This is a genomic window from Caballeronia sp. A2-2 (assembly GCF_057612605.2).
This window is the reverse complement of the sequence record NZ_CM173618.1, coordinates 483824-496143: the sequence shown is the minus strand read 5'-3', so window position 1 is coordinate 496143 and position 12320 is coordinate 483824. Positions and strand designations below refer to the sequence as shown.

Sequence of the window (12320 nt, the reverse complement as noted above, 5' to 3'; positions counted from 1 at the left end):
TCGAATGACGGCAAAGGCCGAATTGAGTGCGAAGCTCGTCCGGCAGGTTTCGGAGTACTGCAGCCGTTCAAACGGCAGGTCCCCCGCTCGCTGAACGGCCGGCTGTGGCCCAGAGTGTGTCAAAACCCCAATAACAAGGGTTGGCCAGAACAGTGTCAACGGCGGCGGACGAAGCGTCGTCCGTAGAAGGTTCTGGTGCCGTAGAGTCGCGTGTGCGACACGATGAGGTGCGATCCTCCTGCCTGCCCATCAACTCGCTGCTTGCACGCTTCGATCTTGAATTGCGCAGATCAAGTCCGCCGAGCCGAGTAGTTTGATGACCCGCTTCATGTTGTACGCCAGCACGTGCAAACTCATCTCAGTGCTGACCTTCTCAATAGTTCTGGTCAGGAAATGTGTTGCGCCCATCCAGGCCTTGATCGTCCCGAACGGATGCTCGACGGTTTGCCTCCGGATACGCATCATGTCCGGTGCATGGTCAAGACGCGTTTGCATTTGTTCTAGAACGGCCTGATGTTCCCATCGGCTCACCCGTCGTTGAACGCTGGGAGTGCACTTCTCTTTTAGCGTGCATTGCTGGCAATTCGAACTCCAGTAGCGATGAAGTCTCAGACCGCTCTCCACGGTTGCATACCGCCAGATCAGACGCTCACCCGCCGGGCATGAATATTCGTTCTTCGATGCGTCATAGATAAAGTCGTCTTTGCCGAAGCGACCATCGGCAGTGGCACCCGAGGTTACCGACTTTGGCACAAACACTGTGATGCCTGCTTCATGACACGCGAGGATTTCTTCGCTCTTGAAGTACCCTCGGTCAGCGACGACGGTGAGGTTATCAACTCCCATTTCGGCTCGCGCGAGGCGCGACATCGACGTGAGTTTGTCCCGGTCGAGGCCGGTGTTAGTAACTTCATGGGCAACAATGAGATGATGCTTTGCATCGACTGCCGTTTGCACGTTATAGCCAACCACGCCCGTGCCTCGCGTCTTCATTGAGCGGGCATCAGGGTCGGTCAGCGATAGTTGTTTATCCGGTGACGCATTGAGCTTCACCTCGATATCCCTGAGCACCTGCATCTGCTCCTTCAGCGCCGAAATTTTGTCTTGCAACCGCCCTGCCTTTGCTTTGGCGATCGTCGGCTCCTGACGGTCAGCTGTCTCAAGCGCCACGAGATAACGGTTGATGCTTGACTCGATATCTTCCATACGCCGCTTCAGCTTTGCGCTCGTGAAGTTGCGGTCCCGGTTGTTGACCGCCTTGAACTTGCTGCCATCAATTGCGACGAGCGCATCGGCGAATAGATCCAACTGTTGGCACAGCATCACGAACTGCCGGCACACGGCACGAATCGCCTTACCGTTATCTTTGCGGAAACGGGCAATCGTTTTGAAGTCTGGCATCAATCGCCCCGTCAACCACATCAGTTCGATATTGCGTTGAGCCTCGCGCTCCAGTCGTCGACTGGACTGAATGCGATTGAGATAGCCGTAGATGTATATCTTCAGCATGACTTCGGGATGATATGACGGCCTGCCAGTATCAGCCGGTTCAACACCGTCAAAACCCAGTTGACCAAGGTCGAGTTCGTCGACGAACACGTCGATCACGCGGACAGGATTCGTGTCCGTTACATAATCGTCGAGCGATTCAGGAAGCAGGATGCTTTGCGTACGACTGTCGCCTTGAACAAAACGCTTCATCTCGTTCACCCTGTAACCTGATGCCACCATGATAGGTGTTCAAAATGCGTTTTGACACACTCTGGGCCGCGTGGAGCCCACGACCATCGCAGCAACTCGATCCGTTTTAGCCTTGTTGGAAGCGCGTTTGACGGGCTTCGATCCGATGTGACAGCGGTCACGATCACATGGGAAGGCTGCATCGTCTTCGACTGAAGCCGACGGCTGAGATAGGCGCTGGCTGGGCTCCTAATTTGAGCAGCGATCTTCAAATACGCGAGTAAGTATGTGGATTAGCAAGCATACGGAAAGATTCGCTCCGGGAGATGATGGGCGGCGGGGCAAAAGCAGCGATCGGTATTTCGAGCCTAGATAGCCAAACATGCCGCGCCGTGGTAATAACTATCCGGAAACGCTTTCCAATAAACTAATATAATGATCGAAAATGTAAATTCAAATCCGCTGAATTCGAATCTATGAAGGGTTGCAAATCCTTTTGTTAGATCAATTCGGATAAGAAAATGCGAGCGTGCATACATCGGGGCAGTAAAGAGATCGGGGGCAGTTGCATTGAGGTGGAGCAGTCCGGTCAACGCATCCTGCTCGACCTTGGGCTGCCTCTGGACGCGGAGTTCAATACCCCGCAATTCCTGCCGCCCGTGAGAGGCCTTGACGGAAGCGATCCATCCCTGCTCGGGATCTTGATCTCTCATCCTCACCTCGATCACTACGGCTTGCTGGCCCACGTCTCCCCTGCGGTCAAGGTCGGCCTTGGGGCATCGGCCCGACGGGTATTGCGCGCGGCTTCCGATTTCGTACCGGGAGAATGGCCATTGCCCAATGCAGGTTGGGACTACCGCTCGGGAAAAAGCTTCGATGTAGGGCCGTTCCGTGTCACACCGTATTTGGTCGATCATTCTGCTTACGACGCGCATGCGCTGCTTATCGAATCCGGAGGAAAAAGGCTTTTTTATAGCGGAGACTTCAGAGGTCACGGACGGAAGTCCGCTTTGTTCGAAAGGATGGTTGCAGATGCGCCGCGTGACATAGATGCACTTCTGGTCGAAGGCTCATCGTTGAGCAGGCTAGACGCCAACGGGACATTCCCGACCGAGAGCGATGTGGAGACACAATTTGCCGATGCGCTTCACCAGACGCACGGGCTAGCCCTCGTCCACACTTCCGCTCAGAATGTCGATCGAATCGTCTCCATTTATCGCGCTGCGAAGCGGACCGGCCGGACACTGGTCATCGACCTTTATTCTGCTGCCGTTCTGGAGGCGACCGGAAACACCAACCTTCCTCAATCCCATTGGGACAGCGTGGCGTTATATGTACCGCACACGCAGCGGCTACACATCAAGAAAAATTTCCTCTTCGATCTACTTTCCAAACATTCGAACAACCGCGTGTTCGAACGCGATCTGAGCGGCGCTCCTGATCGCTACGCTCTTCTTTTCAGGCCGCTTCATCGCAACGATCTTGAGCGCGCACGTTGCCTTGCCGGAGCGCACTACGTCTATTCGCAGTGGGAAGGCTACTGGGACCGAGGCATGTACGATTACTTGCGGGCGTGGCTAGAATCTCATGGCATTCCGAGAACTTGCATTCATACGTCCGGCCACGCATCGCCCCGAGATCTGAAGACCTTCGTCCAAGCCATCGATGCGAAACACGTCGTGCCTATTCATAGCTTCCGCCCTGACTTGTATCCCGATCTATTCGCCAATGTCGAGGCGCATGCCGACGGCGAATGGTGGCGCGTCTGAGCGAGGCAAGAGATCTTCCTACACGTTATTTATTCAAAAGGATTAGGGAACACAATGGACATCAGTATTCATGATAAAGAACCGAATTGGCTTCGTCACCTGAACAACATGACAGCTTTTGCACGTCAACGCCATCAGCATCAGGAGCGGCTCGTCGAACTCGCCGAACGTCATTGCTATGTTCGTATTGGAGGCAACGGCTTCCGGCTCGTCTCGATTCATCTCGACAACCCATGCGGAAGTCTCTACGTTGATAACCGGGCGATCGGCAGTAATTCGTCACTCGACGCTGTGCTCGTCCAAGCGAAGGTCGCGAGCCAACGCGTCGGTCCTCCGGGCAACGGAAAACGCGAACATCGCGTACAGGCTAGTCTGATCCATTGCGCCCTCACCCAACCGGGCAAACTCGCATCCGTGCTGGGCTGCACAGCTCTTTTCGACGAATTGATCTTCCTTTCCGACGAATTCCGTCTAGATGAAATTCGCGCCGATGTCATTGCCTTAGGACGGAAAGGATCGCAGTATTTTCCGGTTTTCGTTGAACTCAAAGCAACGCGCACTCTGAAGCGGGTGATCGAGCAACTTGAGGAAATCACGCAGCGGATGGTGGAGCAACCCGACGCCGTCGCTGAATTTCTCGCTGCGGCTTCGGGTATCTCCGCGACTAAGATCGAAATGACTCCGCTGCGACTGATCATTTGGCCGAGCCGAGGGAATGGCAAAGAAAGTGCAAGCGTGTCGATCGCACGCAGCAAAGGCTTCCATACCGTGGGCTTCAAAGAGCCCGCTCCAGGCACGTTCGAATTCGTACTTGAGTGCTGATGGCACAAGCATTCTCGCGTCTCGAGCCGAGGCGGTCGATGTTGCGCGGTCCGAGTGTTCCATGTGTTTGTGCTTACGCCCGTTGCGATCCACGATGTCGCTGGTCAGGAATGTCGAACCGGGTTGGCAAATGTTCGAGCACGTTGGTCGCCAATGCTTTATGGAGGCATCGTGATTCATTGCATGACCGATGCGGCCGGCCCCGGCACCACCTTAGCCTGCCTGTCGTGCCTGTCACGGATCGAAAATACAGCACAACGCGCCAGATTAATCGCATTCGCCATCGACATGAACGAGACATTGACACAAGCCTTATACGACGAGTTTCCCGGTCTTTATGCGGGTCGTGCAAAGCCTCCAACCGACAGTTCGATGTGTTGGGGAATTCAGTGTGGCGACGGCTGGTTTGGCCGATCACCCGTCAGCAAACTGCGCCTAATGGACGTCCGCTGAACGTTGAGAAGAGCCATTTATGCCTCGACGTCCCGTAGGACCATTGAGAATCGAACAGCGAACAGTTTTCTAGGGCGCAAAATCCAATCTTCGTTCATCGAAGAGGAAATTGTCATGGAAACGACTAGTTCGTCGGACACGCGCCGGGTGCATTGGAACAACGGAAGGCTGACCGGTCAGAAGCCGCCATTGAAGCTCCGTGAGATCTGGGCGATTCGGACGAGGCTTCAGATGTCGTCCAACACTCGTGAGTTGGGCTGTTCAACCTTGCGATCGACAGCAAGCTTCGGACGTGCGATCTGACTCGACTGCAGGTGCAGGACGTCTACATGGGAGGGCATGTCATCGCCCGCACGACTTTCATGCAGCACAAAACGCCTAGACCGGTGCAATTTGAAGTCGGAGCAGACACATCAAAGTCTTTCTGCCTAGATCTCGGCGCGGGGGTTGAAGCCCGGCCGATTATTTGTTTCCAAGTCGGCCGCATGCTTCGGCGCACGTCTCGACGCAGCGGTATGCGCGCGTCATTCATTGTTAGATCGCATCGATCGGACTCGAAAACAGCGCGTATGGTATGCACACCATGTGACGGGCGAAAGCCTCGTTGATCTATCGACGCACCAAGAATCGGCGTGGCGTGCAATTGCTGCTGGGGCATACAAAAATTGAGAGCACGGTGCGATACCTTGGGATGGAGGTAGACGACGCACTTGAGATGACCGAGCAAACTGAAGTTTGTTAACCGGTGGACGGCGAGCGTTCCCTTCGCGGCCACGTGCAGCCCTTCGTTCGATGCATTGCATTGTCATTCGAGAAGCCGTTGGACTCAGTAAGCGGGTGTTCGGTTACCTGTCAGATGGCTGAAGCGGGCGAACCGCGTCACCGAATCGATTCTCTCAGGGCCTTGTTTGTGCGTTGTTTTCGTGGCAAATAAACGTTCAAAGTGTCGTTTCGACGATATAAAAGGCATCCGCCTCGTGGACCAACACACCGTCGATATGCAATTTAGCGGAGTAGACCGGATTTTTTCCAATGTCGAGCCGAGCTTTGCACACGGAGGTGACCTCGCGGCTAGCACCCCTCCGGTCAATGTCTGCATATCGACTGACGCGGCACGCACGGCGACAACGATTGGTTTGTGCAGGAGGTAGACGTTCTCACCTACATCAAGAAGAAACGCGCGGAAGCTAAGGAATGGATTGCCGGGTGAACGGAAGATGCGCAAATCTCAGATCGATGAGGTTTTGCGGTGCGCTCCACCGACGGCATCAAGCCTGCGATGCGAGCAAAGTGTAGTAATGGGATAAGCGGGCGGCGATTAGCAATACTGGAATGGATGTTTGCTTTTTTTTGCAAGCTTGCCTGACATCAACTTGATAGCACGGCTTACCTATTGAGCTTGTCCTAATGGGCTCGGAACACACCGACAACGAATGCAGCCCCACCCGGATGCCTCTGCGATCGCTGCGCCTCGCCACCATGCATCTGGTCAAACGCGCCTGGCACTTGCCGCCGTGACTGCATAAATAGCGATGGTGAAGAAGGTTCGAAGCCTCAGGACGGATGGGGCGACGTCGCCTCCCAAATTGTCTTGGCCGACAGTGTCGGGGCTTTTGCCGCCCATTCAGGCCGGCTGGTTTCAACAAACTCTCGATGGCTTTTTGGTAACCGATGCGTTTTGGGATATACGTCGAAATTTTTCGGAAAGTCGCTGTTGGCCCGATTAAGAGCGAGCACCAGACGCCGCGGGCCGCAACGAGCGAGTCAGGTCGGCGCTTTGTGCGCGTGAAGCGAGATAGTTCATCTCTTCACCCTTCCGTTTCTGCCACGTTCTTCTGCGCAGTACGTAAAGTATTTCCAGTGCCTGGGTTGAATTCTATGGAAGTTCTCGGTGTCCGCAAGGTCGTCGGTTAGGGAACAGCAGGCAGCAATCCGTTTCGGTTCCAACTGCAATATGCAGTCACTCGCACGATCGACAAAAAAATGACCCATTCTTTAGGTCAAGATTGGGTCACTTCTTCGATCCAGACACTTGGTGAGGGAGCCGTCGATAAACGTTTTATCGATGCGACTCCACTACCATCAGCTGAAGATTAAAGTCAGCTTGCTGACGTTGCGTCGCTGGAATCATTTGACTGCAAAGAATCGGCGCCCGTACTTGGCGTATCGCCTGACTTCGCCGGTGCTTTCTTCGAGGCGGCTTTCTTAGCGGGCGTCTTCTTTGAAGCAATCCCAGCTGCCGACTCTTTCCCAACGGACTGTGCAACGGGTTCGCGTTTGCTCGCACTTTTCTTGGCAGACGTTTTTTTCATGGCAGGCTTTTTCGCGGTCGGCTTTCCAGAGGAAGTTTTTGAGGCCGTTTGTTCTATCCCTGAAGCTGATGCATCGGCCGCACCCTCAATCAAAAATTTCGTTCGATCCTTCGCGCTGGCGAGCCACCCTGGGGCCTTACCGCGGCCGCTCCACTCAGCCCCGGATTTTGGATCTCGGTACTTTGCAGGTTGCGGTCCCCTCAGATAGTTGCCGGGTTTTGTCGAAGCCTTTGCGGCAGCTGACGCACTGGCCCCACCGGCAACAATCAAATAAGCATCGCGGCTCTTTGCGTTCGCGATCCAGCCCGGGACCCGACCGAAACCACTCCAAGTAGAACCCGATTTTGGATCACGATACTTGGGAGGAGGCCCTGATTTGCTGCCCGAATCTGACTTTGTGTCTTTATTTTGACTATTGGCCGCCGACCCGGTCCCGTGGCTGATGTCGGCGATAGTGAGCCCATGCGTATTCATCAATTCATGAATCTTCTTGACGACGCTCGCAGACTCCTTCTTCGCAAGCGCCTCAGCCTGCGCTTCTAGTTTTGCAATTTTCTCGCGCAACGCCCCAAGAGTCGCCATAGCTCTTCTCCGTTTGAGTAGATTCAATGATGCGACTATGCCACATTCATACTAGCTATTGCTAGAAAGTTGCAGTCGAATTAAACGTCAACACCTTGCTCGACGGACGTGCTTAGGTTGAACGTGCGGCACGTTAGCCGTCAATCATCATCAAACGAATTTAAGAACAGGCCATTACATATGCTCTGCCGTGGACGCGGCTGCCTCGTAAGGATGTCGCTTCAGTACGGAAAGCACCAGAGGTCAGACTAAAGCGTCTTGCGTGGACGCAACCTTATTCTTGGATTATGCGGGAACAGCACAGCGTCTTGGCGCGGCCTCAAGGGGGGTAGCTTTTTTCCTTGTCGCAAACAGAGTAGCGCGGCTTCGAAATCCTCCCATCGACCAGATCGTCGAAGATTTTGGTAAAAGGAGCTGACTCTAGTTGCACCCTCTACCATTCCGTTCGCGCTGCGCCATCCCATGCCCGTTGCAAGTTTGATGAGTATCGCATCGACTATCGCTCGGTTGTCGTTTGGGCCGTCTGCGGGGTTGGCGCGGATGATGTGGTTCAATCGCAACCATTCGGAGTCTGCGAGGCGCCAGCCATTTGGTCCTTCAATGAGCTCGGATTTCTTCAACACGGGATTTAGTTGCGTGCCGGAGCGATCGGCAGACGGAAGGATGAATTGAGTCGGTTGTTCGCCCGCCCACGAGAAAGCGTGTTCGTTCGGTTCCAAGCGATGCAGAGACATCGCTGAGGCGACAAAAACCCTCCCATGAAGCGTACCAGTGAGCACTGCATCTCCGACCAGCTTCGGCAGTGCAAGGCGAATCGCTCTACGCAGAGCGTTCGCGTAGACGGAAGCAAACGCCTCACGTGCCGATGGAAAACAGTACATCCACTGCACACGCGTTGGTCCAGACGCTGCCGCCCCTATGCGGCGCCTAAAGTCACGATGTAACGGTGCGCAAACAAGGCCTGTTGCCTGCAATACCGGCGCGACAAGTTGGTCGAGGCTTGACGGACGATAAAGATGATTGAAAAAGATAGCATTCGGCATAAAGAGCGCCCTCGTTAAAACTAAAGCAGGAATCAGCAGGCGCAAGCCTAAATGGCGAGTGACGTAGATTTCATGAGAGTCATCCCGCAGGTGGTATTGCGTGCCCGATAAGGCTAAATATTCGGTTGAGTCCGAGGCCTGCCAATCGTCAAGATTCGTCGTAAGCCTAAGCTTAGACTTACCAGACTCTGGCATTTGCAATTGCCATAACGACGATGCGTCAACCCAACTTATGTCGCCGTCGCTGTGAATGACTTTTCCCTCTAGTCGCCCGTCCTTGCGTTCAATCGAATGCAGCCACATGCTTTCGCTCCTTGATTGTGGAACGTATAGCGACCGCCCTCATCTAAAATGGCTGCAGCCGGATGCCGTATGCCTTGTCAAAAGAAAATTAGGCCGATGACTGCGCAGTCGAGCGATCAAAAGACGCCGTTAAAGTCCAGACAGTTTCAATTCAGATGGCAAGCGAATCTATCGCGAAAGGAGCCGTGGCAGCCAAACACCGACTGAACCGACTAAGCCATTGTCTAGCCTTTTTGCCGCCTGATTGCGCGGCGTCCCATGTCCAAGATCGGTCGGTTCAGCCGCCGTCTCAGACCGAGCGCGCACAAATTCAGACGCTCGACGACAGTCTCTGCCAACACGCGTACAGCCACCCGGGCGGTGCGCTCCTCCGCTCGCGGTACCGCTTAGACTGTTTCGGTGACATGCCGCGTTTCGGAACCAAGCGGGCGAGATGGGCGATGCAACGGTCGTCGTATTCCGACCTGGAGCGCCACTGCCGCCAATCGGGTGGTCCCGCTCTGTTGCAAAGAGCGTGTTCAGGCCGAGATCGTGCGGTATTGCCTCTCGGCTTAGACGGTAAGCCGCCCGACGCATAAAATAGGATTCAATCAACCTCAAGCGAGCCGAATCGGACATTTTTTGGAAGCATTGACTCCGACTGACTGAAGGAAGTGCAGTCGATGTCCCCAAACGTTCCGAAAAAGGCTGCAAGCAGTCGCTGCCGGTCACCGTCCGTGACGTCGAACCGAGCGATCGTCCACCCGACTGCATGCACGAAGAGGACCGAAAAGCATTGCCGAGAGAGCAGGTTGACTTCGAGCGAGTCCACGTCCATCGCGATTGACGAGTTTCCCAAAAGGATTAGAACATTCCGGTTCGGCTGTTCCGGGGGGCCGTAGCACCTGATTTCAAAATCTTTAGACATGTTTGCGATGTCGGCAAGCTCTGCAAGAACGGCGACACAGGGCGGGCTGTCGTACTGCTGACACACGCCAACCGGCAGGTCTTTCGCCGCAATAGAAAACGTTCGTCGCATTCCTGTGTCGCCAGTCGCTCGAATAAGCTCGACGACATTGGTCGTCGTAATGCCGCTTTCCAGATCGGCTGGATGAATGGCGTTACCGCTGATTCGCTGATGTGATTGCATTGATGCTGTCCATTCTTTGACGCGCACTCGTGTGTAGTGAGCGGCGAGATTTCGTCGCTGACGTAACAACCTATGGCGGTTGGCGTAAGCGATTCGTCGGGCATTGAGTCGCAAGAAACGACCGCCGAGCTCGAGGCGCGACGGTCGCGAAGAGAAGCGTGATAGTTCAGCGGGGACTTCGTGCACGACCGAGCGTCGTACGCTGGTGACGCTTAATCGCTCCAAGAACACGCGTCGGGACACTGCTCAGCGAAAAGGTCGGGTGCCGACCGAGCACGTGCCGATGCGAAATACTGGGCAAGCCGTCCATCGCTTCCGATTTCGAAATATGCGGCCGGTACGATAGCGATATTATCGGCCGCTCCGCTGACGGGTGACCCGAGGACTAAGATGCTCCGTGCCGCTCTTTCGTCGTCGTGTTGATAGTTCTCTCCGGCCGACATCTCCAGTGCCTCCCACGTATTGAGAAAACGCTCGCTCCAGTTGTAGCGGACCAAATAGGTGGCGGCTCGATGCAGGAAGAAAACGAAGAGTGAGCCATCGGAGCCGAAAAGAGGTTGGAATCCGTACTTCGGCTCGAACGCGATAGGGCCGTTCCCAAGAAGAAACAAGGATGTTGCCTGGCGGTGCTCGAAGTCGATTTCGTTATGCGGGACAAGCAAGTCCGCAGCTTGTGCTTTCCAGTCAATGTCTTCATTGGAAGGAACGGCAAAAGCCAAAACATGTGTCTCTGAAATCGCTTGCTGCAACTCTCTTGGGAGAAAAACCTTGGCTACTGCAGCGCATGCGGTCAAACCAGCATGCTCCGCACAAGCTGCAAGTTCGTCGAACAGCGCGATGTTGTCTACAATAGTAATGTCGTCACGTTGACGACTTGCAGTTCGGTTGATGGCTTGGGTCATTTTCTGTGTCCTTGCAGTGTGGTTGGGCTCGGCGTGTAAGGGATCCGTTTTAGCCTTTTCCGCTCATTTTCGAACCGAAGCCCAACCTGTCAGCGATCGACGCTCGCGCGCCTCGCCTGGCGCTGCGAAGATATTCAACTGAGACAGGCGATATGCAGCCTCAGAGGCCGAAAACGTCGTCGTGCTGGCATGCCGCCCCATCGTTACCAGATTTAACAGATGACTGAAAGCAGTCGTACCATTCGCTTTTGCTCGCAAAATCGCGAGACGGAAGTTGTCGATGGCAAGCGTTAGAAGGCACTTGGTCGCTCTCCTCTTGCTGTGGGCGGGTGAGCTGGCTTTATCAACGCTAACACGGCTTCTGCTCCAGCCGCGACTCCTGTGACCTTCCCAGCGGTATCAACTTTTTCTGCGGCCCATGCCGCTCGCTCGTCGTCGATGTTTGCTTGCTGAAGAACTCTAGCAACGGGGGGATGAACTCGCCATCTCATGGTCGAACGCTTGTGGCACGTTGACGAAAACCCTCGAAGCTAGCGAGTCGTCCTCTCGAGAAGTGAGCTCAAATACAGCGGTGGTACGTTGTCATATGCGCGCAACACTTGGGTGTCGCTCGTACGCATTGCATCCAGAATACGCGTGACGGGTTCGAGATCGGCGCGGATAGACCCTCATTGAGCGATCCGACAAGCGTTTTGCAATGTCGGCCTAGGTTGCACTAGAATACCGTATGAATGCTCGTTAAATCGAGCATAAACGCTTTTGTGACTGATTTTACGAACATGAAAGTTGACCAAGCAGCTAGCCTCCCCTCCCACTTGCTCGAGCAAAGTCGACAGCTCGGCGAGCTTTTGAGTCGCCTGCGCGTGGCGCGCGGTATCAAGCAAACGGAGGCAGCCGCAAGGGCTGGATTGTCGCGCAACACGATCTATCGGCTGGAGCACGGAGATCCAGGGCTCGCGGTGGGTCAGATTTTGCGCTACCTCGAAGCCATCGCGCCGGGGACCACGCTCGAGAGTCTCTTTGAACAAAAGGACCCTGCATTACTCGCGCAAGCCGCTCGTGAACGAAGAACCCGCGTAAGGGGTTTGAGTGCCGCCGAGCTCGACGAGCTGAACTTCTGAGAAAGACATCGGCACCCGGTAAGCACCGGGTGGCCACTTCACGCTCGCCAAGATGCCTAAGCCGGGATCAATGTCGCCCAACTCGTACCCTGCATCCGCAGGCCTACTTTGGCGCGTGTTGAGGGTGTGGCGACGAGCGACGGTGCCGCTCGGTAGCCTGAAATGTGGGCCGCAAGTCAATGAAGATAGGTTGATGTGGATTGT

The 12320-nt window shown here is 54.8% G+C and carries 9 protein-coding genes and 1 pseudogene; 5 read left to right on the top strand and 5 right to left on the bottom strand.

All coding sequences use genetic code 11. The features are described from left to right. Positions 1-249: 249 nt before the first annotated feature. Entirely contained in the window at positions 250-1701 is a 1452-nt protein-coding gene (locus tag ACZCWR_RS25810; RefSeq protein ID WP_487306150.1) for an IS1182 family transposase, read from the bottom strand. 500 nt (positions 1702-2201) lie between these two features. Here ACZCWR_RS25810 and ACZCWR_RS25805 point away from each other — a divergent pair, with 500 nt between their 5' ends. The 4 genes and pseudogenes from ACZCWR_RS25805 to ACZCWR_RS25790 all read left to right on the top strand — a co-directional run bounded on the left by ACZCWR_RS25805 (position 2202) and on the right by ACZCWR_RS25790 (position 5466). After that, on the top strand, positions 2202-3449 hold the full coding sequence (locus ACZCWR_RS25805; protein ID WP_488876524.1) for an MBL fold metallo-hydrolase: 1248 nt from the start codon (positions 2202-2204) through the stop codon (positions 3447-3449). A gap of 54 nt (positions 3450-3503) precedes the next feature. Continuing rightward, positions 3504-4271, top strand: coding sequence for a hypothetical protein (locus ACZCWR_RS25800; protein ID WP_487305861.1), 768 nt, complete (start codon positions 3504-3506; stop codon positions 4269-4271). 183 nt (positions 4272-4454) lie between these two features. Continuing rightward, the gene (locus tag ACZCWR_RS25795) at positions 4455-4724 is read left to right on the top strand and encodes a hypothetical protein (protein WP_487305860.1); all 270 of its coding nucleotides are present in this window, start codon (positions 4455-4457) and stop codon (positions 4722-4724) included. 114 nt (positions 4725-4838) lie between these two features. Beyond that, positions 4839-5466 (top strand): annotated as a pseudogene (locus ACZCWR_RS25790) (tyrosine-type recombinase/integrase). A 1357-nt stretch (positions 5467-6823) separates the two neighbouring features. Here the strand turns inward: ACZCWR_RS25790 and ACZCWR_RS25785 are convergent. From ACZCWR_RS25785 to ACZCWR_RS25770, 4 genes are all read right to left on the bottom strand, one after another. After that, positions 6824-7618 carry an H-NS family nucleoid-associated regulatory protein gene (locus ACZCWR_RS25785; RefSeq protein WP_487305859.1) on the bottom strand — a complete coding sequence of 265 codons (795 nt, stop codon included), beginning with the start codon at positions 7616-7618 and terminating at the stop codon, positions 6824-6826. Positions 7619-7866: 248 nt separating this feature from the next. Then, positions 7867-8964, bottom strand: coding sequence for a hypothetical protein (locus tag ACZCWR_RS25780; RefSeq protein WP_487305858.1), 1098 nt, complete (start codon positions 8962-8964; stop codon positions 7867-7869). Between the two features lie 586 nt (positions 8965-9550). Beyond that, positions 9551-10093, bottom strand: a complete 543-nt coding sequence (locus tag ACZCWR_RS25775) for a hypothetical protein (protein ID WP_487305857.1) — start codon at positions 10091-10093, stop codon at positions 9551-9553. A 212-nt stretch (positions 10094-10305) separates the two neighbouring features. After that, positions 10306-10995, bottom strand: coding sequence for a hypothetical protein (locus tag ACZCWR_RS25770; RefSeq protein WP_487305856.1), 690 nt, complete (start codon positions 10993-10995; stop codon positions 10306-10308). A 779-nt stretch (positions 10996-11774) separates the two neighbouring features. Between ACZCWR_RS25770 and ACZCWR_RS25765 the strand changes: the two genes are divergently transcribed. Further along, positions 11775-12116, top strand: a complete 342-nt coding sequence (locus ACZCWR_RS25765; RefSeq protein ID WP_487305855.1) for a helix-turn-helix domain-containing protein — start codon at positions 11775-11777, stop codon at positions 12114-12116. The last annotated feature ends 204 nt before the right edge of the window (positions 12117-12320 follow it).

Excerpts from the sequence above, each read along its gene's own strand:
- ACZCWR_RS25780 (WP_487305858.1), bottom strand. The coding sequence starts at position 8,964 with ATGTGGCTGCATTCGATTGAACGCAAGGACGGGCGACTAGAGGGAAAA.
- ACZCWR_RS25795 (WP_487305860.1), top strand. The coding sequence starts at position 4,455 with ATGACCGATGCGGCCGGCCCCGGCACCACCTTAGCCTGCCTGTCGTGC.
- ACZCWR_RS25810 (WP_487306150.1), bottom strand. The coding sequence starts at position 1,701 with ATGAAGCGTTTTGTTCAAGGCGACAGTCGTACGCAAAGCATCCTGCTT.
- ACZCWR_RS25765 (WP_487305855.1), top strand. The coding sequence starts at position 11,775 with ATGAAAGTTGACCAAGCAGCTAGCCTCCCCTCCCACTTGCTCGAGCAA.
- ACZCWR_RS25785 (WP_487305859.1), bottom strand. The coding sequence starts at position 7,618 with ATGGCGACTCTTGGGGCGTTGCGCGAGAAAATTGCAAAACTAGAAGCG.
- ACZCWR_RS25805 (WP_488876524.1), top strand. The coding sequence starts at position 2,202 with ATGCGAGCGTGCATACATCGGGGCAGTAAAGAGATCGGGGGCAGTTGC.
- ACZCWR_RS25775 (WP_487305857.1), bottom strand. The coding sequence starts at position 10,093 with ATGCAATCACATCAGCGAATCAGCGGTAACGCCATTCATCCAGCCGAT.
- ACZCWR_RS25800 (WP_487305861.1), top strand. The coding sequence starts at position 3,504 with ATGGACATCAGTATTCATGATAAAGAACCGAATTGGCTTCGTCACCTG.
- ACZCWR_RS25770 (WP_487305856.1), bottom strand. The coding sequence starts at position 10,995 with ATGACCCAAGCCATCAACCGAACTGCAAGTCGTCAACGTGACGACATT.